Annotated in this window: 24 protein-coding genes; 6 read left to right on the forward strand and 18 right to left on the reverse strand. The window is 61.2% G+C overall.

What is annotated here, in order from left to right; all coding sequences use genetic code 11:
- Positions 1-81: 81 nt before the first annotated feature.
- From HX823_RS10250 to HX823_RS10265, 4 genes are all read right to left on the reverse strand, one after another.
- Positions 82-564 (reverse strand): N-acetyltransferase, encoded by a 483-nt coding sequence (locus HX823_RS10250; protein ID WP_038849927.1) that lies wholly within the window; start codon positions 562-564, stop codon positions 82-84.
- Positions 561-1,463 (reverse strand): chemotaxis protein CheV, encoded by a 903-nt coding sequence (locus tag HX823_RS10255; protein WP_016974976.1) that lies wholly within the window; start codon positions 1,461-1,463, stop codon positions 561-563. Before HX823_RS10255 ends, HX823_RS10250 begins: the two co-directional genes overlap by 4 nt.
- 86 nt (positions 1,464-1,549) lie before the next feature.
- Entirely contained in the window at positions 1,550-2,524 is a 975-nt protein-coding gene (locus HX823_RS10260) for a D-glycerate dehydrogenase (protein WP_177074796.1), read from the reverse strand.
- Positions 2,525-2,586: 62 nt separating this feature from the next.
- A complete protein-coding gene (locus tag HX823_RS10265; protein ID WP_016974978.1) occupies positions 2,587-3,555 on the reverse strand; it encodes a LysR family transcriptional regulator in 969 nt (322 codons plus the stop codon).
- Positions 3,556-3,737: 182 nt separating this feature from the next.
- Here HX823_RS10265 and HX823_RS10270 point away from each other — a divergent pair, with 182 nt between their 5' ends.
- The 4 genes from HX823_RS10270 to HX823_RS10285 are packed head-to-tail and all read left to right on the forward strand — an operon-like array spanning position 3,738 to position 8,501.
- The gene (locus tag HX823_RS10270; RefSeq protein WP_177074797.1) at positions 3,738-5,249 is read left to right on the forward strand and encodes an efflux transporter outer membrane subunit; all 1,512 of its coding nucleotides are present in this window, start codon (positions 3,738-3,740) and stop codon (positions 5,247-5,249) included.
- 10 nt (positions 5,250-5,259) lie between these two features.
- Positions 5,260-7,437 carry an FUSC family protein gene (locus HX823_RS10275; RefSeq protein ID WP_177074798.1) on the forward strand — a complete coding sequence of 726 codons (2,178 nt, stop codon included), beginning with the start codon at positions 5,260-5,262 and terminating at the stop codon, positions 7,435-7,437.
- Complete coding sequence (locus tag HX823_RS10280) at positions 7,427-7,627, forward strand: DUF1656 domain-containing protein (RefSeq protein ID WP_012722318.1); 201 nt, start codon at positions 7,427-7,429, stop codon at positions 7,625-7,627. Before HX823_RS10275 ends, HX823_RS10280 begins: the two co-directional genes overlap by 11 nt.
- A gap of 10 nt (positions 7,628-7,637) precedes the next feature.
- Positions 7,638-8,501 (forward strand): HlyD family secretion protein, encoded by an 864-nt coding sequence (locus HX823_RS10285; protein WP_177074799.1) that lies wholly within the window; start codon positions 7,638-7,640, stop codon positions 8,499-8,501.
- 6 nt (positions 8,502-8,507) lie between these two features.
- Here the strand turns inward: HX823_RS10285 and HX823_RS10290 are convergent, their stop codons facing one another.
- The 5 genes from HX823_RS10290 to HX823_RS10310 form a co-directional block, all read right to left on the reverse strand.
- On the reverse strand, positions 8,508-8,966 hold the full coding sequence (locus HX823_RS10290; protein WP_256350071.1) for a hypothetical protein: 459 nt from the start codon (positions 8,964-8,966) through the stop codon (positions 8,508-8,510).
- Positions 8,956-9,882, reverse strand: a complete 927-nt coding sequence (locus HX823_RS10295) for a hypothetical protein (RefSeq protein ID WP_050572488.1) — start codon at positions 9,880-9,882, stop codon at positions 8,956-8,958. Before HX823_RS10295 ends, HX823_RS10290 begins: the two co-directional genes overlap by 11 nt.
- A gap of 105 nt (positions 9,883-9,987) precedes the next feature.
- Positions 9,988-10,389, reverse strand: a complete 402-nt coding sequence (locus HX823_RS10300; RefSeq protein ID WP_177074800.1) for a DUF4440 domain-containing protein — start codon at positions 10,387-10,389, stop codon at positions 9,988-9,990.
- The gene (locus tag HX823_RS10305) at positions 10,389-11,201 is read right to left on the reverse strand and encodes an SDR family oxidoreductase (RefSeq protein ID WP_033899544.1); all 813 of its coding nucleotides are present in this window, start codon (positions 11,199-11,201) and stop codon (positions 10,389-10,391) included. Before HX823_RS10305 ends, HX823_RS10300 begins: the two co-directional genes overlap by 1 nt.
- 14 nt (positions 11,202-11,215) lie before the next feature.
- Positions 11,216-11,680 carry a hypothetical protein gene (locus tag HX823_RS10310; RefSeq protein WP_038849941.1) on the reverse strand — a complete coding sequence of 155 codons (465 nt, stop codon included), beginning with the start codon at positions 11,678-11,680 and terminating at the stop codon, positions 11,216-11,218.
- 205 nt (positions 11,681-11,885) lie between these two features.
- On the opposite strand from HX823_RS10310, the gene HX823_RS10315 reads away from it, so the two are divergent.
- Entirely contained in the window at positions 11,886-12,353 is a 468-nt protein-coding gene (locus HX823_RS10315) for a hypothetical protein (protein ID WP_177074801.1), read from the forward strand.
- A 155-nt stretch (positions 12,354-12,508) separates the two neighbouring features.
- On the forward strand, positions 12,509-12,928 hold the full coding sequence (locus HX823_RS10320) for a hypothetical protein (protein WP_177074802.1): 420 nt from the start codon (positions 12,509-12,511) through the stop codon (positions 12,926-12,928).
- Between the two features lie 108 nt (positions 12,929-13,036).
- Here HX823_RS10320 and HX823_RS10325 read toward each other — a convergent pair whose 3' ends face one another.
- The 9 genes from HX823_RS10325 to algK all read right to left on the reverse strand — a co-directional run bounded on the left by HX823_RS10325 (position 13,037) and on the right by algK (position 25,263).
- Positions 13,037-14,488, reverse strand: a complete 1,452-nt coding sequence (locus HX823_RS10325) for a mannose-1-phosphate guanylyltransferase/mannose-6-phosphate isomerase (protein ID WP_038849944.1) — start codon at positions 14,486-14,488, stop codon at positions 13,037-13,039.
- Positions 14,489-14,593: 105 nt separating this feature from the next.
- Entirely contained in the window at positions 14,594-15,250 is a 657-nt protein-coding gene (locus HX823_RS10330) for an alginate O-acetyltransferase AlgF (RefSeq protein ID WP_021491856.1), read from the reverse strand.
- Positions 15,251-15,266: 16 nt separating this feature from the next.
- The gene (locus tag HX823_RS10335; RefSeq protein ID WP_038849947.1) at positions 15,267-16,436 is read right to left on the reverse strand and encodes an alginate O-acetyltransferase; all 1,170 of its coding nucleotides are present in this window, start codon (positions 16,434-16,436) and stop codon (positions 15,267-15,269) included.
- 11 nt (positions 16,437-16,447) lie between these two features.
- On the reverse strand, positions 16,448-17,989 hold the full coding sequence (locus HX823_RS10340) for an MBOAT family protein (RefSeq protein WP_177074803.1): 1,542 nt from the start codon (positions 17,987-17,989) through the stop codon (positions 16,448-16,450).
- A gap of 228 nt (positions 17,990-18,217) precedes the next feature.
- Positions 18,218-19,327: a mannuronate-specific alginate lyase gene (locus tag HX823_RS10345; protein ID WP_177074804.1), complete on the reverse strand. Its 1,110-nt coding sequence runs from the start codon at positions 19,325-19,327 to the stop codon at positions 18,218-18,220.
- A gap of 8 nt (positions 19,328-19,335) precedes the next feature.
- A complete protein-coding gene (locus HX823_RS10350) occupies positions 19,336-20,784 on the reverse strand; it encodes an alginate O-acetyltransferase (protein ID WP_177074859.1) in 1,449 nt (482 codons plus the stop codon).
- Between the two features lie 11 nt (positions 20,785-20,795).
- Positions 20,796-22,385: a mannuronan 5-epimerase AlgG gene (gene algG, locus HX823_RS10355; protein WP_177074805.1), complete on the reverse strand. Its 1,590-nt coding sequence runs from the start codon at positions 22,383-22,385 to the stop codon at positions 20,796-20,798.
- The gene (locus tag HX823_RS10360) at positions 22,385-23,872 is read right to left on the reverse strand and encodes an alginate export family protein (protein ID WP_038849953.1); all 1,488 of its coding nucleotides are present in this window, start codon (positions 23,870-23,872) and stop codon (positions 22,385-22,387) included. Before HX823_RS10360 ends, algG begins: the two co-directional genes overlap by 1 nt.
- A complete protein-coding gene (gene algK / locus HX823_RS10365) occupies positions 23,869-25,263 on the reverse strand; it encodes an alginate biosynthesis TPR repeat lipoprotein AlgK (RefSeq protein ID WP_033899571.1) in 1,395 nt (464 codons plus the stop codon). The genes HX823_RS10360 and algK overlap by 4 nt, the downstream gene beginning before the upstream one ends.
- Position 25,264 lies beyond the last annotated feature (1 nt).

Raw genomic sequence — 25,264 nt, forward strand, 5'->3', positions numbered from 1 at the left:
GAGGGCACGCAAGAACGGTGACGGGTTTTTACCTCTGTTCACCGATTCGCTCTCTGGAAGCAAGTTACACGCCAGTGCGTGTCAGTCCTGAGCGACTACGTCGCGTAGGACAAATTTCATCCCCGCGCTTTCATACAGCTGGCGAGCACGCCCATTGCTCTCCAGCACCTTGAGGTCCACATAGGGCTCACCGCGTTGCTTGAACACCTGGAAGCTGTGCAGCAACAGGGCACGCCCCAGCCCTTGGCCTTGGGCGCAAGGGTGAATGCAGAGGTTTTTGATAAAGGCACTGGTCCAGCATTGGGCCACGCCGAGAATGCCGTCGTCGTTGCTGACCACCAGGCACAGGGTGGGATCGAACTCGGCATCGGTGGTGAATTGGTGCTGCCAGGTTTCCAGGTTGGGCACGCGGCCGCCGCCCTGTTCCTGGGTCAGGCGCAACACGGCGTGAATCGCTGGCGCCAGGTCGTCGCGGTAGTGGTCCAGCTGCACCCCGGCGGGCCATTGCGGGGCGGGCAGGCTGCCAGTAAGGTCGCGGCGCAGCAGTTGGAAATAATCGCTCACAGGCCTTTTTGCGCCACCGTTTGAGCGGCTACCACCAGGCACTTGGTCAGCTCCGGCGATGAGAATTTGGTGAGTACGGCGTCGGCGCCGGCCAAGCGGGCTTTTTCGCTGTTCATCGCACTGTCCAGGGAGGTGTGCAGCAGTACGTAGAGGTGTTGGAAATCCGGGGTTTCGCGCAGGGTGCGGGTCAGGGCGTAGCCGTCCATTTCCGACATCTCGATGTCCGACACCACCACATTGATTTGCTCAACCGTGCCTTGCAGCTCCAGCAGCACGTCGATGGCTTCCTTGGCACTACGCGCGGTGTGGCAGGTGAGGCCAAGGTTACGCAGAGTGTGCACGGATTGCTGCAGGGCGACCTGACTGTCGTCCACCACCAGGATGCGTGCATTGCCGAGCACTTCGGCCTCTTCCATGGTCAGGTCGGTCGGCGCCGCTTCGATCGGTGCCGGGGCGATGCCGTGGATGACTTTCTCGATGTCCAGCACCTGCACCAGGCCGCCTTCCACCTGCGTGACCCCGGTGATGAACGCGCGGTTGCCGCCAGAACCATAGGGCGGTGGACGGATGTCGGTGGTCAGGCAATGCACGATCTTGCTCACCGCCTGCACGTGCAACCCTTGTTTGGAGCGGCTTACGTCGGTGACGATCAGGCAGCCGCCGTCGGGGTCTGCCAGAGGCATTTCGCCGAGGGCGCGGCTCAGGTCGATCACCGCCAGCGAGTTACCGCGCAGGGTGGCGATGCCTTTGACGTGGGGGTGAGACTCCGGCAGCTTGGTCAGCGGCGGGCAGGGAATGATTTCGCTGACTTTCAGCAGGTTGATCGCCATCAGCTTGCCGCTGCGCAAGGTAAAGAGCAGAAGCGAAAGTGAGTCTGCGCGGGCTTTGGTGGTGGACATAAAAACCTTCTGTGGATCAGGGATGACGATCTATGGAAGGTTATCGACTTGAGAGGCCCATGCTTTAGGGGCATGGGCCCTTAAAGTCAGCCCTTCCACACCTGCGGGTTCACCAAGTCCTGCGGACGTTGGCCCAGCAGGGCGCTGCGCAGGTTGTCCAGGGCGCGGTTGGCCATGGCTTCACGGGTTTCGTGGGTGGCCGAGCCGATGTGCGGCAAGGTCACGGCATTGCTCAGTTGGAACAGCGGCGACTCGGCCAGCGGCTCCTGCTCATACACATCCAGCCCGGCGCCACGGATTGTCTGGTTTTGCAGGGCTTCGATCAGCGCCGGCTCGTCGACCACCGGGCCACGGGAGATGTTGATCAGGATCGCGCTGGACTTCATCAAGCCCAGCTCGCGGGTGCTGATCAGGTGACGGGTCTTGTCGCTCAACGGCACTACCAGGCAGACGAAATCCGCCTCGGCCAGCAACTGATCCAGGCTGCGAAACTGTGCGCCCAGTTCCTGCTCCAGTGCTGGCTTGCGGCTGTTGCCGCTGTACAGGATCGGCATGTTGAAACCCAGGCGCCCACGCCGCGCCACGGCCGCACCGATGTTGCCCATGCCGACGATGCCCAGCGTTTTGCCATGCACGTCGCAACCGAACAACGGCGCGCCGACGCTGGCTTTCCACTGGCCGGCCTTGGTCCAGGCGTCCAGCTCGGCCACCCGGCGGGCGCTGCTCATGAGCAGGGCGAAGGCCAGGTCGGCTGTGCTTTCGGTGAGCACGTCGGGGGTGTTGGTGAGCATGATCCCGCGTTCGTTGAAGTACGCCACATCGTAGTTGTCATAGCCTACTGACACGCTGGACACCACTTCCAGCTTGCTCGCGCCCTGCAACTGTTCGCGCCCCAGCTTGCGGCCCACGCCGATCAGGCCGTGGGCGTGGGGCAGGGCTTCATTGAATTGAGCGTTGAGGTCGCCCAGCTTGGGGTTGGGCGCGATCACCTCGAAATCCTGTTGCAGGCGTTCGATCATTTCCGGGGTGACGCGGCTGAAGGCGAGGACAGTCTTTTTCATTGCAGGCGGGCTCATCGACTACGGAAGAATGCCAAGCACGCTAACATTCCTGTTGCGGATTGTCAGTTCGCCATCCGCACGCCGCTGAGGCTGCCACTCAACTCATACGCCACCAGTTCCGCCTGGTGTGCCGCCAGGATCTCCGGCAGCGAACCGCGCAAGTATTCCACCCAGGTTTTGATCTTCGCATCCAGGTATTGGCGCGACGGGTAGATGGCGTACAGGTTCAGTTCCTGGGAACGATAGTTGGGCATCACTCGCACCAGGGTGCCATTGCGCAGGCCTTCGATGGCCGCGTACACAGGCAACAGGCCGACGCCCATGCCGCTGGTGATCGCGGTTTTCATCGCATCGGCGGAGTTCACCAGGAACGGCGAGGTGTTGATCGCCACGCTTTCCTGGCCTTCGGGGCCGTTGAAGGTCCATTTATCCAACTGGATCACCGGGCTGACCAGGCGCAGGCAGGCGTGGTTGAGCAAGTCCTGTGGGCGCTGCGCGCAACCTTTGGCCTTGACGTAATCCGGCGAGGCGCAGGCAATGCTGTAGGTGATGCCCAGGCGCTGGGACACGAAGCCTGAGTCCGGTAGCTCGCTGGCCAGCACGATGGACACGTCGTAGCCCTCATCGAGCAGGTCCGGCACGCGGTTGGCCAGGGTCAGGTCGAAGGTCACGTCCGGGTGGGTACGGCGGTAGCGCGCAATCGCATCGATGACGAAGTGCTGGCCGATACCGGTCATGGTGTGCACTTTCAACTGCCCCGCGGGGCGCGCGTGGGCGTCACTGGCTTCGGCCTCGGCTTCCTCGACATAGGCCAGGATCTGCTCGCAGCGCAGCAGATAACGTTTGCCGGCTTCGGTCAGCGCGATGCGGCGGGTGGTGCGGTTGAGCAAGCGGGTTTGCAGATGGGCCTCAAGGTTGGAGACCGCGCGCGACACATTGGCCGTGGTGGTATCCAGTTGCACGGCGGCGGCGGTGAAGCTGCCGGCTTCGGCCACGCAACTGAAGGCGCGCATGTTTTGCAAAGTGTCCATGGAGTGTTCTCAGGGGAGATAACAAATTGTGACAGAAAGTTACGCCGTCCAGTGATCCCTACCAACGGATTATCGCCTGAACGGTAACAAAGATTCACAGGAATACCAGCTTATCGTCCTTCATGCCGCCCCCTAGAATTGCGCCACCTACCCTGCACCACCACCTCAGGAAGTCGCTTGCCGTGCCGCGTCGCATCAACAGAGAGCTTAAGACTCTCAGTGTTTGGGCTCTATCGTTAGCAATCAGCGGCTGCATCGGAACCGGAGGAATCGCCCCACAAGGCCAATCTCTCGACGCCAACCACCTGGCCACCGACGAAGCCATCCAGAGCGCCGCCCAGGACGCCCGCTGGCCCACCGGGCAATGGTGGCAAGCCTACGGCGACACGCAACTGAACCGCTGGGTCGACCTGGCCACGCAACACAGCCCGAGCCTGGCCATGGCCGCCGCGCGAGTGCGTGAAGCGCGGGCCATGGCCGGGGTTGCCGAGTCGGCCGAGTCGCTGCAGATCAACAGCGACACCACCCTCAAGCGCCACAACTGGCCGAAGGATCAGTTCTATGGTCCCGGCGAGCTGAGCGGTGCCAACACCTGGGACAACAATGCGTCCCTGGGCCTGAGTTACGCCCTCGACTTGTGGGGCCGCGAAAGCAATGCCACCGAGCGTGCAGTCGACCTGGCGCACATGAGCGTTGCCGAAGCGCGCCAGGCCCAGCTCGAATTGCAGAACAACGTGGTGCGCGCCTATATCCAGTTGTCGTTGCATTACGCCAACCGCGATATCGTCGTGGCGACCCTGGCGCAACAGCAGCAGATCCTCGACCTGGCCAACAAGCGCTTGAATGCCGGGATCGGCACCCACTTCGACGTCAGCCAGGCCGAAACCCCGTTGCCGGAAACCCATCGCCAACTGGACGCCCTCGACGAAGAGATCGCCCTGAGCCGTAACCAGCTGGCGGCCCTGGCGGGCAAAGGCCCGGGGGAAGGCGCGCAGTTGCAACGCCCGAGCCTGTCCCTGGCCGCACCGTTGAAATTACCGTCGAGCCTGCCCGCGCAATTGCTTGGCCAACGCCCGGACGTGGTTGCCCGCCGCTGGCAAGTTGCGGCCCAGGCCCGTGGCATCGATGTGGCCCACGCCGGTTTCTACCCCAACGTCGACCTGGTCGGCAGCCTCGGCTACATGGCCACCGGTGGCGGTATGCTGGAATTCCTGGCGGGCAAGAAATTCAACTACAACGTGGGACCTGCGATCACCTTGCCGATCTTCGACGGTGGCCGCCTGCGTGCGGAACTGGGCGAAGCCAGCGCCGGTTATGACATCGCCGTCGCCCAGTACAACCAGACCCTGGTCAATGCGCTCAAGGGCATCAGCGACCAGTTGATTCGCCGCGAATCGATGGACAAGCAAGCCTCCTTCGCCGCGCAGTCGGTGGCCTCGGCGCAGAAGACCTACGACATCGCGATGATCGCCTATCAACGTGGCCTCACCGATTACCTGAGTGTGCTGAATGCGCAGACCTTGCTGTTTCATCAGCAACAGATCGAGCAACAGGTGCAGGCCGCTCGCCTGAGCGCCCACGCCGAACTGGTGACGGCCCTGGGCGGCGGCCTCGGCGCTGGCAACGATGTGCCGCAAGACGCCAAGACCCTTCCGAGCAAGACCCCAGCGGCGCTGGCCGTATTTGATCACTGAGTAGGATGCGATGACTCCCTTGCCTGCACCGCTGCGCTGGCTGCATGCCCTTGAGTGGCGCCGTGGCTTTTTCGACTGGGCACGCAGCGACGGCGTGACCTGGGTGTATATCTTCAAGGTGCTGATCGCCGCGTTCCTCACGCTGTGGCTGGCCATGCGCCTGGAACTGCCGCAACCGCGCACAGCGATGATCACCGTGTTTATCGTCATGCAACCGCAAAGCGGCCAGGTGTTCGCCAAGAGCTTTTATCGCTTTCTTGGCACCTTGGCGGGGTCGGCGGTGATGGTGTTGTTGATTGCCTTGTTTGCGCAGAACACCGAGTTGTTCCTCGGCGCCTTGGCGATCTGGGTGGGCATCTGCACCGCCGGTGCCACGCGCAACCGCAACTTTCGCGCCTATGGTTTTGTGCTGGCCGGTTATACGGCGGCGATGGTCGGGCTGCCGGCCCTGGCGCATCCGGACGGCGCCTTCATGGCGGCGGTGTGGCGGGTGCTGGAAATCTCCCTGGGGATTCTGTGTTCCACCCTGGTGAGTGCCGCGATCCTGCCGCAAACCAGCAGTGCCGCCATGCGCAACGCCTTGTACCAGCGCTTCGGCGTGTTTGCGCTGTTCGTCACCGACGGCCTGCGTGGGCGCAGCCAGCGTGAGGGTTTCGAGGCCAGCAACGTGCGTTTTATCGCCGAAGCCGTGGGCCTGGAAGGGCTGCGCAGCATCACGGTGTTTGAAGACCCGCACATGCGTCGGCGCAACGGCCGGCTCAGTCGCCTCAACAGCGAGTTCATGAGCATCACCACACGCTTCAATGCCTTGCATCAGTTGCTGGAGCGCTTGCGCACGGATGAGGCGGACCATGTGGTCGCGGCCATCAAACCCGGCCTGCAGGATCTTGCCGAACTGCTCGATGGCTTCTCCGGCCGTGCGCTCACCAGCCCGGACGCGGCACGCTTGGTCAACCAACTGAGCGCTTACAAGGACGGCCTGCCCGCCAAGGTCCGCAGCTTGCGGGCGGCTTTCCAGGAAGAGAACCCCAGTGAAGCCGAACAACTGGATTTCCACACCGCCTACGAGCTTCTTTACCGTTTTGTCGACGACCTGCATAACTACGCGCAAACCCACGCTTCCCTGGCGGATCACAGCCATGCGCGCGAGCAGTGGGACGAAACCTTCATCCCCAAGACCAACTGGCTGGCCTGCGCCGCCTCGGGAATTCGCGCGTCATTCATCCTCATCGTCTTGGGCAGCTATTGGGTGGCCACCGCCTGGCCTAGCGGCGCGACCATGACCCTGATCGCTGCCGCCACGGTGGGCTTGTCCGCCGCCACGCCGAACCCGAAACGCATGGCGTTCCAGATGGCGTGCGGAACCTTGATCGGGGCCCTGGTGGGCTTTGTCGAAATGTTCTTCGTGTTCCCCTGGATCGACGGTTTCCCACTGCTGTGCGTGATGCTTGCCCCGGTGATCATCTTTGGCGCGTTCCTCGCTTCGCGCCCCCAATACGCGGGTGTCGGCGTGGGGCTGCTGATTTTCTTCAGCACCGGCTCGGTGCCGGACAACCTGACGGTCTACAACCCCTACACCTTCATCAACGACTACATCGCCATGGTCATCGGCATGCTGGTGTGCGCGGCGGCGGGGGCGATCATCCTGCCGCCCAACAGCCGCTGGCTGTGGCGGCGGTTGGAGCAGGACCTGCGCGAGCAAGTGGTGTATGCAATCAGCGGCAAGCTCAAGGGCTTGGCGTCGAGTTTCGAAAGCCGCACTCGCGATTTGCTGCACCAGGCCTACGGTCTTGCCGTCGGCCAGCCGCAAGTACAGCGCGACCTGCTGCGCTGGATGTTCGTGGTGCTGGAAGTCGGCCACGCGATCATCGAGTTGCGCAAGGAACAGGCGATTCTGCCGGTGCATCCGGCGTACGCCGAATCCCAGCCGTGGCGCCAGGCGATCCGCGTGATGGGCCGCTCGCTGGTGCGGCTGTTCCTGCAACCGAGCGCGAGCAACCTGGAGCGTGGCCTGATCGCGGTCGACCATGCGATCAGCCGCGTGCAGGCCACCGACGAACCCTTCGCCCCGCACTTCGACACCTCGGCCCTGCGCCGGGTGAAAAGCTACCTGCACTTTATCCGCACCTCGCTGCTGGACCCGCAATCGCCGCTGGCCGCTCTAAAAGGATCCTCGCATGCCCCGTGAAATCGCGTTCCACGGCGTGTACATGCCGACCATGACCCTGATGTTCCTGATCGCAGCCGTATTGGCCTGGGCGCTTGATCGGTTCCTGGCCGGGTTCGACCTGTACCGTTTTTTCTGGCACCCGGCGTTGCTGCGCCTGAGCCTGTTCGTTTGCCTGTTCGGCGCCCTGGCGCTGACCGTCTACCGTTGAGAATGCCCCGATGAAAAAGTTTTTCAGCCTGCTCGCGACCTTGCTGGTATTGGCCTTGGCCATCTGGATTGGCCGCACGCTGTGGGTGCACTACATGGAAACCCCGTGGACCCGTGACGGCCGTGTGCGTGCCGATATCATCAACGTCGCCGCCGACGTCACCGGTGAGGTGGTCGACGTACCGGTGCTTGACAACCAGTTGGTGAAAAAGGGTGACCTGCTGATGCAGATCGACCCCGAGCACTACCGCATTGCGGTCAAGCAGGCGCAATCGCTGGTGGCGTCGCGCAAAGCCACGTGGGAAATGCGCAAGGTCAATGCTCACCGTCGGGCTGACCTCGATGCGTTGGTGATCTCCAAGGAAAACCGCGACGACGCCAGCAACATCGCCGACTCGGCGCTGGCCGATTACCAACACGCACTGGCGCAACTGGAAGCGGCCGAACTCAATTTGAAACGCACCCAAGTGGTGGCGGCCGTCGATGGTTACGTCACCAACCTCAATGTGCATCGCGGCGACTACGCCCGCATCGGCGAAGCCAAGATGGCCGTGGTGGATATGAACTCGTTCTGGGTGTATGGCTTCTTCGAAGAAACCAAGCTGCCCCACGTCAAGGTCGGCGATAAAGCCGATATGCAATTGATGAGCGGCGAGACCTTGAAGGGCCATGTGGAAAGCATCTCGCGTGGCATCTACGACCGCGACAACCCCGAAAGCCGCGAGCTGATCGCCGATGTGAACCCGACCTTCAACTGGGTGCGCCTGGCCCAGCGGGTGCCGGTGCGGATTCATATCGACGAAGTGCCGGAAGGGGTGTTGTTGGCGGCGGGGATTACTTGCACGGTGATCGTGCGGGAGTTATCAGCAGATTGAGGTCGGTTATTGCCAGAGCATTTTGGTTCTGACTTTGCGACGGCGTTTGACCCTCAACATACTGACGTATCGGCGGTGGTTTCTTGTGTTGAGCATCAGCAGGCAAACCAGAGATTGAAACAACGGAAATACTGCAAACAGAGTAATGGGATGATTCCCTAAGTAGCCAGTCGACAGTAACGCGTTCAATGTTGCGACGCCCACCAGTAGAGGAGGCCCTGAACGTAAGCCCGCCGCGACCAGCGCTAACCCGATGCACATTGCCAATACAAATGAAAAGCACGCCGCTATTGCATATTCGCTGGGCAGGTAGTTGATTCGGGCGTAGTAGGACAGGCTATGTGACAGGTTGCCTGAACTGCTGGCCAAGATCATGGCCACCGCAGTCCCTGCCGTGAAAGCAAAACGCCTGGTGTAACTGCTCAATGTTCCCGGTGCTGGCATCGGGCCGTTTTTAGTGCTCATGGCTGTCGAACTCCTCATAGAGTGCGATGACGAGGTGGTTGATGTTTCCTGATAGAACGCTGCCGGCTACAGCAAAAGCGCCAGCCAACTGATCGGCAATTTGAATGAGAATGTCCTGACGTATCTGGGCATTGCTGAAACGTTTGGGAAGTTTTCCGGCCAGCTGCTTTAAACGGATCATTTCGCGGGGGTGACGAGGGTTTTGCAGGCGCAGCACTTCGTTTGTCAGCTTTGCGCGTTCCTGGCGGCTCATTCGCCTCAAAATGTCAGTCAGATCGCGGCCCGTTGTGCTTTTGACCATCATGACTGTCTTTATCGTGACAAATGTCGTGCTACCTGCGCCCACCAATGAGATGCCGTCCAGGGCCAAGGTCATTGTCTGATACCAGCTCAGGCTGTCGTAATAATCGTTTTCTGCCGGGTTAGTGAGTTCTTTGTAGGTTCGCCATAAGCCATTGGCACATTGCACACCACTGGTAGCGGCGGCTGTGTAGGCAATATAAGAGACGGTCAGGCTGGAACCTGCACTGAGTGGAGCCGTCGCGATGCCTGCCTTTGCCACCACGATTCCAATCGCAGCCCCTGCGCAGGATAGAGCCATCCCCGACGCCTCCCGCCACAGCTGAGACTCACGCGGCGACCCCGCCGCCAACTGCGCATACTCCTCCCCAGTCATCACAGGCCCCGACACCTCCCGCAAAATCACACGTTTGGGCCTGATGCTGCACAACGGCACAAATTCACGCAGCACCGTCACTTGGTAGTCACTGCCGATATGCACCACGCCGGCGCCGACGATGCCCGGGTCGGCGTCGATTGTTCGATAGAGTTTGGGGAGGTCCAGCAGGCTGTTCAGCCGCTGGCGAGTGGTGGTGTGCGCTTGCGGCACACCGCTTTGCAGAAAATCCCTAGGCATCCTTTCACCTGTGAGCAGACAGAGGTGAAAGAGCCTGGGGATTGATTCCTTTAAGTGATGTCAGGCTGTTCGCTGTTTTTTGTAGGACATGGCCTGATAGCTATGTCATTGCGCGATAAACGTTTCATGCAAATGGCGCCACAGCAACGCGCCACTGGCCTGCTTCTCGAACACCACCGTGGCACGGCGATCTGTCTGGGTGCCGCTGGCATCCACCTGATGTTCGCGATAGGTCACCGTGGCGCCACGTGCATGGCGATCGATACCGGCCATCTCGCTCAAGGTGATCTCCAACCCCGGGCGCATGCCGCCCAACCGTGTAAACAGGGCATTGACCCCGGCCGCGTTGACCCGAGCGCCAGTGGCCGGGGCGACCATGCTGAATTCCGGGGAGAAACGGGCGAGCAGGTTTTGCAAGGTGCCCTCGGGTGCAACCCCGGCAAACCATTGCTCGATCTCGACGTGCGTCTGGATCACTTCTTCAAAAAAGTCGCTGTAGTCGATCATTACAAACTCCGTTCCAATCCAAAGCGTTTCTTCAAAACGCGCTCCAATAAACCTTTGGGCAGTAACGCGGCCATCAACGGTAACGCTCGGCTGCCATTTCCGGCGCGCAGCAAACGCGGTGGCACGGGGTGCTGTACGCCCTTGAGCACTTGCGCGGCAAACCGGTGGGCCGGGGTAGGGTTGTCTTGCGAGGCCTGGGAGCGGGCGCGGATGCCTTCGCGCAGCGGCCACCAGGGGGACTGTTCGTTGATCAGCAATTCAGCCTGGGCCCCGGCGTTTTTGGCGAAGCTCGTATCAATGGCCCCTGGCTGCACCTCCATCACCTGCACGCCAAACGGTGCCAGTTCCATGCGCAGCGCATCGCTCAAGGCGTGCACGGCCGCTTTCGATGCGCAGTAGGCGCCCGCAAACGGCGTTACCAACACACCGGAAACACTGCCGATATTCACTACCAATCCCTGGCTGCGGCGCAGGGCCGGGAACAACGCCTGGGTCACGCCGACGATGGAGAACACGTTGGTTTCGAATTGACGTTGCATCGCTTCGGTGCCGCCGTCGAGCAACGGACCCATGGCGCCATAACCGGCGTTGTTGATCAGCACATCCAATTCGCCCAATTGCTCGGCCAGGCGCCGTAGGGCAGCGCTGTCGTTGACGTCCAGTTCGACGGCATTAAAGCCCGCCGCAGCGAGGGCGGCGACGTCTTCTGGGCGGCGGGCGCTGGCCCATACCGTGTAGCCGGCGGCTTTGAATGCGTCCGCCAGGGCGCGGCCGATGCCGCTGGAACAACCGGTGATGAGTACGTTGGGCATGGATCGATCCTTAATCAGTCCGAGAAACTGCCTTGCAGGTGCTCGGCACGAAATTCCAGGGTTTGTGCGCGGTAGCCGGGGCGCAAGGGCGGAGTGGGCAGGCAGTCTTCCCAGGTGGCGCCGGCTTGCAACTCACCGGGGCCGCGATAGCGTGGGGCAGCATAGACGTTGTCCGCGAGGTTCACCGTATCGCCCGGCGCATACGCGGCGACGCGCCAGCGTAGTTCGGTAAGCGGCACGTCGTTGCCGTTGTTCAAGGTCAACTTGAGCGGGCGGTCGGCGGGGCATTCGTCGACGGCGTAGATGATGCGCAGCTCCAGGCGGGCCAGTTGGGAGGCTTCGCGGTTGTCCAGCCAGACCACCCAGATCGCCACGAACCCCAGGCCGACGGCGGCAGCCAACGACACCGGCAAGGCTTTGGCTGGGTAGCGCAGCAGCAGGACCAGCCAGGTGATGATCAGTAGGACGCCGAAGAACATGGTGACAACCTCATATGCGGATAAAACATCCTACCTGCGGGTTGGGCTTGATGCCTATTGCGGCTTGCACTCTTGAGGGCGCGCAGCTGTTTATTTTTTAAAGACAGGAACCGGTTCCGAGATCTTTCCACTGAGATTGAGCACGGAAGGAAACACTGCAAAACCAGGACGGTCCTTAACCTAAAGCTTGCAAAGCGAGATTTTTATGACCGTTTCAACTATTTCGACACCCGTACTGACGTCTCCAATTGCGCCAACACCTTTGGCAACCGCTGCACCAGCACCCACCCAGACGGGGGCAACTCATCCTGAACATGAGGTCAGTTCATCCATGGTGTCTCGTATGCAAAACCTGGGGCTTACGAACCTGCGGCAAACGTTGATGCAAGGCATCAACGAGCACCTTGCTTCATACGTCTCTCCGCGGCTTTCCATGCTGCCGAACTCGGACCAAGCCCAAGCAGCTGCCATGACGATCTTTGGGGGAGTGGCAAAAACGGTTGGGAAGAACATGGCGAAAACGGGGGGGGCAACCACAAAAGCCGTCGGTACGGCTTTAATGTGGGGGGGCAAAACTGCCGAGAAAATTGGCAAGGCCGAGTATAAAGACGCGGGTAAGGACAACAGCAGCGGCAGTTACAACGCCTTTGCCCCGCGTAACTGGGCGAAATAGAGCTAAGGAGTCCTCTGCCCAGCCGCCTGCGGATAAACGACGCGGTCGGCTGGGCGAGAGGGAACCTGATGACTCATTTTTTCCACAGATCGAACATAGGGAAATACAGACTACCCAAGTGGGTATCACCGCAATCTGACCCAGTGAGACGAACTATGATCGCATCAGCCATTATTGTCCCGGCCGTGACCTCTGCACTTGCCTCTGTGGCATCTTCTCTTATCCTTCCCCAGCGAACGTCCGATGCTGGCGCGTCCGCGCAAACGAGTGCGAACGCGTCCTGTCGCCCGTTGGATCGAAGACAAGGTCAGAAACTGACGAGCTTGCAGCAACAGATACTGGAATCGTCCCAGGGTTGTTTCCCGAAGACGCGTCCTGACAGCGCCAGTGTGAACGCCCAAAAAGCCAAGGGGGTCGGGATTGTCATGGGCGGTGCTGTGGTCAAGGACGTTGGACATACGATTGCCAACAGTCACGGTACGCTCGGCAAAGTCTTGGGTACGGCGATGGCTTTGGGGGGACAGGTTGCCCAGTTGTACGGTGCTGAAAAAATCCAGAATGCTGACCGTCGGTAACGGCGCTCATAATGCCTGCGGGGTATTCGCGGCATTAAAAAGCCCCCGCCCAACCGGCTGCGGATAGGGGACGCAGTCGGCTGGACGGGGGCTTCTTGTACGACTCTGTTACTGCGCGATAGTTTTCACCGACACGCCACGTTCAACCGGGGTCGAGCGACCGTAGATATCTTCAAAGCGCTCGATATCGTCTTCACCCAAATAGCTGCCCGATTGCACTTCGATGATCTCCAACGGGATCTTGCCCGGGTTGCGCAGGCGGTGCACCGAGGCGATCGGGATGTAGGTGGACTGGTTCTCGGTGAGCAGGAACACGTTCTCGTCACAGGTCACTTCGGCGGTGCCGCTGACCACGATCCAGTGTTCGGCGCGGTGGTGGTGCATCTGCAGTGACAGGCATGCGCCCGGCTTGACCGAGATGTGCTTGACCTGGAAACGCCCGCCCATGTCCACCGAGTCGTAGGAGCCCCACGGACGATAGACTTCGCAGTGGTTCTGGGTTTCGCTGCGGCCCTGGTCGTTGAGGGTCGAGACCATCTGCTTGACGCCCTGGACCTTGTCCTTGTGGGCAATCATCATCGCGTCCTTGGTTTCCACCACCACGATATTGTCCAGGCCGATCACCGACACCAGTTTGCCGTTGCCGTGGATCATGCAGTTGCGGCTGTCCTGGATCACCACGTCGCCTTTGCTCACGTTGCCGTGCACGTCTTTGTCGTTGACGGCCCACAACGATGCCCAGCAACCCACGTCACTCCAACCGGCACTCAGCGGCACCACGCAGGCGCGCTGGGTTTTTTCCATCACGGCGTAGTCGATGGAATTGTCCGGGCAGCAGGCAAAGGTGGCTTCGTCGAAGGACACGGTGTCTGCATCCTGTTCGCTGCGCTCCAGAGTCAGCAGGCAGGTGTCGTAGATGTCCGGATCGTGCTTTTTCAGTTCTTCGAGGAAGCGGCTGGCGCGGAACAGGAACATGCCGCTGTTCCAGAAGTAACCGCCGCTTTTGACGAACTCGATGGCGCGTTTTTCATTGGGTTTTTCCACGAACTGCTCGACGCGGCTCACGCCTTCGGGCAGCAGCGAATCGTTGGTGGACTTGATGTAGCCATAACCGGTTTCCGGACGGGTGGCCGGTACCCCGAACAGCACCATCTCGCCACGCTCGGCGGCCACGGTGGCCAGTGCCAGCGCGCGTTGCAGGGCTTTCTGGTCGTCGATCACGTGGTCGGCGGGCAGCACCAGCATCAGCTCGTCGCGGCCTTCATTGACCAGCATCATCGCGGTGAGGGCCACGGCCGGCGCGGTGTTGCGGCCGAACGGTTCCATCAGGATGCGCTGGCTTTCCAGCTTACGCGCGGCCAGTTGCTCGTTGACGATAAAGCGGTGGTCCTTGTTGCAGACCACGATCGGGGTGTCCATGCCTTCGAACACCAGGCGTTCCAGGGTTTGCTGGAACAGCGTGTGCTCGCCGGTCAGGGCCAGGAATTGTTTAGGGAACTGTTTACGGGAAAGCGGCCAAAGACGTGAGCCGCTACCACCGGAAAGGATTACTGGAATCATGGGTGTTTCTCCTTGAATCGATTTGGGTCAGAGCTACGAAGGTTTGTCGTTTCACTCTTGTTTTTGTCTCGGTCCGGGTTGGTCTTAACCAACCCGGAAAATGGTTTAGCGGGTCGACACGGGGCGTTTCACCCAGACTGGCGACAGGCTCGAACCAGAACCGGTGACGTACAGCACCGCTGCCTCACCACGCTCCAGGGCCACCGGCTTCACATCGCCAACTTTCTTGTCACCGTCATACAACGCCAGGCTCACCTTCACCGGGTTGATTTCACGCTCGCCACGCCCTTTGGCCGCAACGGCCTTGACCACATCGGTCTTGCCGTCAGCCGTCTTCAAGGTCAGGGCCTTGTCGCTGAGGTTCTGCACGCGCACCAGGGACTTCTGCTTGTTCTTGAACGGTGGCTCTTCGATCAGTTGTGGCTGGCCGCTGCCGCTGTTGACCAGGGTGTAGTAGTGGTCGGCTGCGAGTTTGACCGGTACGGTCTGGCTGCCGACCTTGGCGCTGTAGTCACCGCCGGGCATGAAGCTGAAGTCGCTGCTGGCCAGTGGTGCAACGTCGCTCAGGTTGGTGGCGCCGACGGTGGCGCTGACTTCCTGGTTGCTGGCGTTGTAGATCCGCACGAAGCTCGAGCCTTTTGGCGCGGTAGGGCCGTACAGGGCCGCGTCGCCACCGGCGAAGGCGGACATCGAAACGAAGCTCAGGCCGGCCGCGATAGCCAGGGTTTTAGCGAGACGACGAGGAGTTGTAGTGAAAGTCATGTGAGTTACCTCTCTTTCAGTTTTGCGCCCGGTCGGGCGTCTCGGATTTAGTGTTGATAGCCATGTTCTGTTGGCGCGAACCGGCTTGTTTAAGCTGCGCAACCCACGCGGGGTCGGCATCACCGATTTCGTTGTTCACGGGCAGATAACGTTCAGGAAACTCCCAGATCAGCACCTGGGGTGGGCTGTTCTTGAAGTCATCGCTTTTCAGGTAGCTGAGCATCGGCAGGATCGGGCCATGGCCGTCTTCGGCGTAGCTGACCACGTCGCTGCCCAAGGCTTGCTTGAGGGCGCCGACGAAGTTCCAGTTGGGGTTGGCGCTGTAGCTGGTGCCGACCAGGGCCACTGGGGTTTCGCTGTCGCTGAACAGGGCGTCGTCACCTTTGGTTTCGGCCAGGTGCGTCACGCGTTTTTCCAGCGGCTCTTTCGGCGGCATCAGGTTTTCAAACAGCGGGTCCAGCGGCAGGAACAGACGCAGGTCGCCTTTGTGCGGCGCGGTGTGCTCGGCCTCGGTGACAAAGCGCTGCGGCTCGCCGCTCAGTGGCGTCTTGTCGGCGATGGTCTTGGCCAATTGCTTGGCCGCGATTTCGGCACCGTCCGGGGTCCAGTGGGTGTCGGTGCGCAGGAACACCTGCTTACCGCCGAGCTTGGCCTGTTGCAGCGGGCCGAGCAGGTCCGGGGCGATGATCTTGTCGGCCGCGACACGGGCGTGGAAGTCGTCGTAGAGGTTGGCGTGGATGCTCGCCGGTTTCACTTCACCCAGGTGTTCCGGGTAGAGGCGCACCTTGGCCGGCACGATCGCCATCACCAGTTGAATACCCTGGGCCTTGAGCTTCTGGCGCACGCCTTCGACCAGCGCGTAGTTGCCTTGCAGGTTCTGGTCTTCGTTGACGGCGGGGTTGAACTCCTCATCGCTGTACAACCAGTGATCGCGGCCCAGCACCACGCCAGGGCGGCCTTCATTGAACAGCTTGTAGTCCAGCGCGGCCCACAGGTTGGTGCCGATGCGCTTGATCGGGAACTCGTCGTCGTAGTGGGTCTCGACGGCTTTGGTCCAGCGACCATTGAGCACGGTGGCGTCGGCGTTGGTGCTGAAGCCGAAGAAGCTGCGCAGCGACCAGGCGCCCAGGGCCAGCAGCAGCACCAGGAACAGGCCGATATAGAGGACGCGTAATGAACGGGTCATGGTCGGCTCCCTCAGAATTGGAAGTAAAGGAACGGCGAGAAACTCTGCGCCGACAGTTTGAGAATCGACGCCACGAACAGCAGCAGCACCGCAGCGCGCATGGCGTAGCGTGGCCAGTCAGCGGTCCAGTAGGCCGGTTGCACGGCGGCATCCTGGCCCACGGTGAAGCCGGGTTCGTGGATGCTGCCAGGGTTGTCGCCCGGTACGGCCTTGATCAGGCTCGGGTCGGCTGGCTGGGTTTCCTCGGTCTTCTCGGCTGGGCGGTTGGTGTAGAAGTCGCGCAGGCCGAAGAACGCCAGGGTTGCGTATGCCACCACCAGGGTGGCCACTTGCAGGCCGGTGAGGTTGGCGCGGTTGAGTTCCGACAGCGACCACTCGCCAAAGCTGAACATCGCACCGTACATACGGCCGGCGACGTGCAGGTTCTCGGCGCGGAAGATCACCCAGCCCATCACCACCAGCAGGAAGGTGAAGGCCCAACGCACCGGGTTGAAGCTGCGCGGCGAAGTGTTGAGGCCGATGGCTTTTTCAATAGCCAGCCACATGCCGTGCCACGCACCCCAGACGATGTAGGTGATGTTCGCACCGTGCCACAGGCCACCGAGCAGCATGGTCAGGAACAGGTTGCGGTAGGTGGTCAGCGTGCCTTTACGGTTGCCGCCCAGGGTGATGTACAGGTAGTCACGCAGCCAGGTGGACAGGCTGATGTGCCAGCGCCGCCAGAACTCGGTGATCGACTGGCTGATGTACGGCTGCTTGAAGTTCTCCATGAAGCGGAAGCCCATCATCAAGCCCAGGCCGATGGCCATGTCGCTGTAGCCGGAGAAGTCGAAATACAGCTGCGCGGTGTAGGCCAGCGCGCCGAGCCAGGCGTCGCCCGTGGTCGGGTTTTGCAGGGCAAAGCAATGGTCGGCCACCACTGCCAGGGTGTCGGCAATGAACACCTTCTTGATGAAACCCTGCATGAACCGCGTGCAGCCCTCGGAGAACTTGTCGAGGGTGTGGGTGCGGTTGTTGAACTGGTCGGCCAGGTCGCGAAAGCGCAACACCGGGCCGGCAATCAAGTGCGGGAAGATCGCCACGAACGCCGCAAAGTCGATCAGGTTGCGGGTCGCCGGGGTATCACCACGGTACACGTCGATGATGTAGCTGATGGACTCGAAGATGTAGAACGAGATCCCGATCGGCAGCAGCACGTGGGTCAGGATGAACGGCTCCAGGCCGGCCGACTTCATCATGACGTTGATGCTGTCGACGCCGAAGTTGGCGTACTTGAAGTAGCCGAGGATGCACAGGTCAACCACCACGCCCAATAGCAGCCAGCGTTGGGCCGGCTTGGTGCGCACGCCGGCCGCACCGACCTTGAGGCCGATCCAGTAGTTCCACAGCGTCACGGCGGCGAATAGTGCCAGGAAGTCCACTCGCCACCAGGCGTAGAACACGTAGCTGGCCAACAGCAGCAGCAAGTTGCGATAGCGTTGCCCGCTCAAGTAGTACAAGCCGAGAAAGATCGGCAAGAACAGAAACAGGAACACATTGGACGAGAAAACCATCCCGATCTCTCCATGTTTAACCAACAGTCAAGGGCCAGAGCCCCCCCAAACCCCCCCACGGAATTCGGGGGAGGGCGGTACAACATTCCTACTGACGAAACCGGTTCAAACTGTGGGAGCGGGCTTGCTCGCGAAAGCGGTGGTTCAGTAACAGATGTGTCGACTGACACTCCGCCTTCGCGAGCAAGCCCGCTCCCACATTTGTGCCCCGTTTCGTCAGTTGCTTTTTCAAGAGCCTTTGTTGCCTTTTTCGTGCGTCGGGTCGTAGACCTTGGTCAGGTCACCCCCGAGGCGGAACGTCTTGAAGGGCTGCATCCCGTGCTTGCGCTCGAGCACATCCGGCGCACAGGTGTAGAGGGTGCAGAAAGGTTCGAGCCAGGCGAATTTCATGTCCTGTTTCAAGTCCTTCATGTCCTGCTCTTTGCCGTTCTTTTGTTCGAAGATCTCTGGGTCCTTGACCCCGGCCAGCACCTTGTCGCCCAGGCGCTTGAGCGCGCCGTTGTTTTCCTGGCGCAGGTCCACACCGTTGACCAGGGCAAAACTGGCGATCATCGACAGCGGCGGCAGCGCGTAGTTGTGGTACGACAACGCGCGTTGCTGGCGCTTCAATTCGTTGGGCAGGAAGCCCTGGTCGTCGACCTGGTTCACGCCGACCTTGTATTCCTTGACGGCCCAATCAAACAGGTCGCGACGGTTGGTGGCGACGGACGTGGCCATCACCGACCAGGCGGCCCAGTAGGAGTGGTTGTTGGTTTTTTCCAGCGGCAGGTTGTCCCAGTCGCTCACCACCTGATCGGCCAGTTTGTTGAACCAGGCTTCGATCAGCTGCGATTCCTGCTGGTGGTTGGCCAGCGGGTGCGAGTCGGAGAACTTCAGGCGCACATAGGCCGAAGCCATGCTGCCCAGCGCCCATTTGCGCATGGACTTGCCGGTGTGGTTGAAGTCCTTGGACATCAGTGCGTCTGCCTTGGCCCAGCTGGTCAGCCAGTTGAGCGTGCATTCCAGCTGCTCCGGGCGACCGTCACGCATGAACTGCATCACGCGCTTGCTGGTGTCTTTTTCCAGCTTGGTGATGTCGGCGGTGCTGTCGCGAAAGGCTTTTTCGGACTGGGTGTTCAAGGTGGCGCGGGCTTTGTCCGAACCTTCGTACTTGCTGCGAAATTGCAGCGAGCCGGTGTACGGCGCCGGCATGGCGTCGCAGTCATTCTTGAAGTCGCCGGTCTTGAACGCTTCCACTGGGGCGAAATAGCCCTGGGGTGGACGCAGTGGGGCGGCGGCGTTGACTGAACCGGCGAACATCGCCAGGCCCAGCAGCGTTGGAATCAATAACTTCTGCATAGGTAACCTCATTGCCCTGTCGAGGCAGTCTGTTGACCGCCCGCTGGGAATACGTTGCGTGTGCAAATTTTCGCTTCAACCTTCTGCGCAGCCTGGCCCGCTTCCGGGCCCTGGACTTCCACGGCCAGCAAGTTCTGCGAGGCCCAGTCTTCATCGGTACGCAGTTCGAAGGCGAAACGCCCGTCTGTATCGGATGTTTCGGGTTTCTCGATCTTGATGTCCTCGTGGCGCCCGTTCATGTACCAGAGGGTGGCTTGCAGGGTTTTCACCGACGGGTCGGCGAAGCGGATATCAACCTGGTGATTGGCATTACGCAGGTCTTTGTTCGAACTGTTCACCATCAATTCGTTCTTGCCCGGCTTCAACGAAGTGCTGGCCGTCATCTGTGCCAGCTTGCCTTCGCAGCCGTTGTCCAGCAGCGACATCATCTGGCGGTAGATGGTCTCCTGGTCCAGGCGATACAGCGGCGAGAACTCCCAGATGAGGATTTTTGGCGGGGTCTTCTGGAATTCGTCGCTGCCCAGGTACTGGATCATCGAGCCTTCAAGACCACCGCCAGGGAAGGCGACGTTGAGGATGTCGGCGCCGATTTCCTGCTCCAGGAACCCTGCGAAGTTGTAGTTCTTGCCGCTGTGGCTGGTGCCCACCAGCGTGATCTGCGGGTTGCCCGAGTCGCCGAACAGGTCGCCGTCGCCCGCTTCGCCCTTGGGCTCGGTGGTGAACTGGTCCATGTACTGGATCGCGTAGCTGGTGCCGCACAGTTGCCCGGCCATGTTGTGCAGGGTGCCGGTCTTGCCCATGCGTCCGGAGCGTTTGGTCTCGAATTCGCGCTTGGGAATATCCGCGAACTCAGGCATGGCGCGCACTTTCTCGCCAACGATTTTCGCGGTGCGCTGGGCGCCATACGGGGTCCAGTGTTGGTCACCACGGAAGTAGAAGTCGTGGGCCGGCAACTCGTCCGGCAACTGCTCATTGGTCAACGGCGACAGGTCCGGCACCACGTAGCCCATCTTGGCGAAACGGCCGAGCATGGTCTTGTAGTTGCCCAGCGCCTTGTCGAAATCGAACTTGGCTTTCTCTTCTGGGTTGAGCTTGTTGCGGTTCACCAGGCCGCGCGTCGGCTGGTAGACCACCACCAGTTCCACGCCCTTGGCCTTGAACGCATCGTGCAACTGCTGCATGCGCTTGTAGCCGGACGGGGTGGTGTCGAACTCGGTGCGCAGGTCTTCCTGAGTCCGGAACAGCCAGTCGCCCTGGGCTTGCACCAGGGTGGTGAAGTTCTGCTGGTAGCGCGTGGTGTAGTTCTTCGCATCATGGGCGGCCGGGCACAGGCTGCAGCACGGCTCGGCGGTGAAGGTCGGCGCCTTGATTTCGTCGGCGCGCACGCCCTGGCTGGCCGCGAGCAGGCCGAGGGTCAGACCCGAGAGGCTCAGCAATTTGATCATGTGTGGGTGCATAAGGGTCATCCTCAGTCCTGCAATTCGGTCTGGCGTTCGACAGGGTCGATCAGCACGGCTTTCTGCTGGCGCACCAGCAGGTCGAGAATCTCTTCCTGGCGATCGCCCAGCACGCCGTTGAAGCTGATGCCGCTGGATTTGGTCGGCGCCAGCATCGACACGCGATACAGCTCCACGCTCAACGGCGAGTCGATGGACAGCGGCCCGCTGCCGTTACCCGCCAGCTCACCGCCGACCACGATCAGCGAGACCTTGGCGTCGAACGGGTCGAGGGCGATGTCACGGTCGGTGTCGGTCAAGTCCTTGATGTGGCCGTACAGCCCGGTCAGGCCGTTGGCCATCGAGGTGTTCTCGTACAACTTGATGTTCACACTGTTACGCACGCGGATACCGTGGCGACGGTTGGCGATCACCTTGTTGCCCCACAGCAGGTTGTCGCCGCTCTCATAGAGGGTGATGCCGTCGGTGTGGTTACGGTAGAACTCGTTGTCGGCCACGATGTTGTTGACGCTGTTACGGTCGAGCACCAAGCCCGAGAGCTTGTTGTCGTAGCTGCGGTTGTTGAAGATGAAGCTGTCGTTCACTTCCCGGGAAATGATGATGCCGTGCTTCTTCTTGGTGCCGTAGACGGTGTTGTCCGCGATGATCAGGCCGTGGGAACGGTCATGGGGGTCAATGCCGTAGACGATGTTGTCCTTGTAGGTATTGCCCTTGATCACGAAGCCTGTGGTCTCGTAGCAGTAGAAGCCGTACCACATGTCCGAGAACTCGGAGTTGATGATCCAGCCGGTCGGCTCCGCACGCTTGAGCACCTTGGCCATGTTCGGCGTGTATTGGGAAATACTCACCCCGTAAGACTTACTGTTGGCGTAGCCGAAACTGGCCATCTTGGTGTTGGAGATGTACGTCTCGGTGCCGCCCCAGGCCAGCAGGAACGGGCGGAATTCTTTCGGCGACTTGAACAGCGCCGGGCCGTTGGCCTTTTCGCTCCAGCCGGTGACTTTGGTGTCACGCACAAACAACTGGCCGTCGTTGATCAGGAACGAACCGGCTTCCTGGGACAGGCGAAGCTCCTGGGTCTTCTTGTCGATTTCCAGGATGCCCTTGCGGCCGACCACGATCGGCAGTTTGGCCACGATCACACCCGGCGAGGTCTCGCTCAGGTACTGCTTGGGCACCTTGCCCAGCAGGTCCTTGAGGTTCATGTAGCCGTCGTCGACAAAGATCGCCTGGGGAATGCCGTGCTGGCGCACCACCCATTCGGCCATCTTGTTGTCACCGCCGATGAAGTCCTTGAGGGCGTCTTCCTGCATCATGCGGCGCAGGCTGACCTTGCCTGGCTTGCCTCTGACGATTTTCTTTTCCATTGCCGCATCGGTGTAGCCCGACAGATCCGGCAGCGTCGGCTTGGCCATTTCCAGCGGCGCGGTCGGCGGGCTGGAGATGGTGTAGGTCTTGGCCTGTTGCAGCTCTTTGGCGATGGTCGGCGCTTTCGCCTGCGGCGCGACATCGGCCAGGGCAGCACCACTTGCCAGCAGCATCGCTGCCGCCAACAGGGCCGAGCCTTTGAGGGCTTGAGGGTTCATTGCGCAGGCTCCCATCAGAACTTCCAGATCACGTCGACAAAGGCGCGATGCATGTACGAATCGACCTGGCTGCCATAGGCGTCACCCGGCTTGAACACACCGGCACGGAAACGCACCAGGGCCGACGGCTCGTCGATCGACTGGCTCAGCGCAGCCGGCAACAGGCCGGTCTTGAAGTACTTGGTGACCACCAGGTCCATCTCTTGGCCCAGGTCTTTCTTGCCGTCTTCAAGCGGCAGGGACGTGCTGGACAGGATCGCGCCGGTCACGTCGTCAGTGTTGTTCTGCACCGCATCGATGCCGTTGCTGCCGACCGGCTTGTTGCCGTCGACGCGCCAGAACTTGTGGTACACCAGGCTGGCGTCGTAGTCCTCGCGCAGCTGCCAGGAACCGAACAGGCTCATGGACTGCATGTTGTTCATCTCGCCACGGAAGGCTTCGCCGAAGCGGTGCACGCGGGACTGGGTGCCGGTCCAGTTCGAACGGTTGCTCTGCAGGCCGTTCTGCTCGTACTCGGCGCTGGCGCGGGAGTAGGCCGCACCGACTTGCCACTGCGGATCAAGGCGCAGACGTACGCCGAGGTCGGTGGCCCAGCCGCTCACGTCATCGCTGCGCTTGGCATTGGTTGGGCGAGTGCCATCGGCGTTCAGCGCGTTGACGGTGTCGCGGTCGCCACGCATGCCGGTGACGCTGGCCCAGTAGTTGACCGTGTTGGTGTTGCGCCAGTTGTAGGCGTCGCTGTTGGCTTCGATGCCGAGCCAGCTCAGGTCGCCGTTTTCACGCTTGTCCAACGAGTCGGTCGGCACGCCGGGTTGCGGGTAGTCGAGCTTGCCGTTGTCATGGGTATGGTGACCGCGCAGGCCGATCCACTGGCCGGGCGTCCACTGGTAGGCGGCGTCGGCGTACAGGTGCTGGCGGTCCTTGTCCTTGGGCGACAGCTCCTTGAGGTCAGTGCGGTATTCGCTGAAGCGTTCGGCAACGCCGACATTGGCCTTGAGCAGGGTGGTGTCGAACGTCCAGTTCAGCGCTTCGATGTTGGTGTCGCGCCATTGACCGTCGTCGTTGCGCAGGCGTTGGCGACCCAGCTTGAGGATCTCGCCAGGGTAGGGCGTGAAGCCGCTGTAGCCGACCCAGAACTCACGCATGGCCAAGTAGTTTTTCTTGGTCTTGCGGTCGTTGTTGGTGGTCTGCTGGTTTTCGTCATCGGCCGACTGCTGCAGCGGGTCGGTCTCGATGATGTCGCTGGAGACCACGGCCTGGCCCATGGCGTAGGCGCTCCACGCGCCGCTTTCGCCGTAGATCCACGGGCGCAGGTCGAGGCCGACGCCGTTGACGTCGCCGCCTTTCTGCGTACCCAGGTCGCGGTCGTCTTCGGACTGCGCGGTGGCTTTGACTTCCAGGCCGAAGTTCTTGGCTTCGGTCAGCGCAGCCAGGGTCGGGCACGACCACAGCAGGGCGAAGGTCAGGCCGATACCGGCCTTGACGAATGGGTTGAGCTTCATAGGGATTCCTCGCCGTCGTCTTCTTCATCCAGGGCGTGCAGTTGCAGCGTGCTCTGGGCCAGGGTGCCGCGGGCGGCCAGTTCCTGTTGCACCAGGCGTTGGCCTTGGGCGCGTTGCTCAGGCGTCAGCGGGGTTTCCAGCTGCGTGGCCAAGTCATTGGCTTCTGGCGTGTCCTGGGCTTTGGCCAACTGGCTGAAGACATAGGCATTCAATGGGTCGGGCTTGGTGCCCTTGCCTTGGGAAAACAATTGGGCGATGGCGAAATCGGCGCTGTTCTGGCCGTTGCGCGCAGCGGTCAGCAAATGGTCCAGGGCTTTTTGCGGGTAGACCTTGCCCAGGTAGCCACGGCGATAGATCTGGCCGAGGTAGTAATCGGCGGCCACTTCCTTGCCTACGGCTTTTTCGAAGTGCGCTTCGGCGGCCTTGGCGTCAGCCGGCACCCACTTGCCTTCGTAGTAGAGCTTGCCCAGCAACAGCTCGGCGCGCGGTTGGTCGGCGGCGCGGCCGTTGTCCAGGTATTTCATCATCTGGTCGACGTCACCCAGTTCCGGGAAGTCGTAGAGCAGTTGCGCCAGGCTGACCCAAGACGCCGGGTAACCAGGGGCGATTTTTTCCAGCAGGGCCTGGGCGGTTTTTTCGTCCGGCTGGCCGAGGGTGGCGTCGCCGAGTACGCGGGCAACACTGTCGACGCGTTGTGCAGTGACGGTGCCACGGCTGTAACCGGCTTCCATCTGTTTAAGCAGCTCGGCTTGTTTTTCCGGCTCGGCTTTTTTCTGGTAGACCGTGGCCAGTTCGACGTAGCAGATGTCGGTGGTGTTGAGCGCGGCCTTGCAGATGCGCTCTACGTCATCCAGATGCTGGTCGTAGGTGTCTTGGGTGCGATACAGCAGGACCTGGGCCAGGCCAGCTTCCGGATAACCGGCTGCCTGCCATTTGCTGATCTGCTGCTGCGCATTCACGTTCGGGAAACTGTGCGGGTATTGCAGGTACAGCATCGCCAGCGGGATCAGGGTGTTGCCTTCGCCATTGGCAAAGGCTTTTTTCAGCAGGCCTTCGGCTTCATGGTGTTCGGCTTCGGTGCTGCCAGGCTTGGCCACCAGCAGGCGACCGAGGCGGGCCTGGGCGCGGGGCGAAGTGTCCGCCGCCGCGCGGTAGGTGGCTTCGGCCTGTTTGATTTGCGCCGGATCGCGGGTGCCTACCTGGATATCAGCCAGGCCCACCTGGGCCTCGCTGTAGCCCAGGTCTGCCAGTTGCTGGTAATTCTGCTGCGCGGTGACGGTGTCGCCACGTTTCAGCGCTTCGTTAGCCAGGCGTTGGTCGGGCAGGCCGGCGCAACCGGCGAGGGCGATGGCCAGCGCCAGGGGCACCGGCAGGTTTCGAAGGGCGCTCATG

Source organism: Pseudomonas sp. P7759, from assembly GCF_013386445.1.
GTDB classification, from domain to species: Bacteria; Pseudomonadota; Gammaproteobacteria; order Pseudomonadales; family Pseudomonadaceae; genus Aquipseudomonas; species Aquipseudomonas azotoformans_A.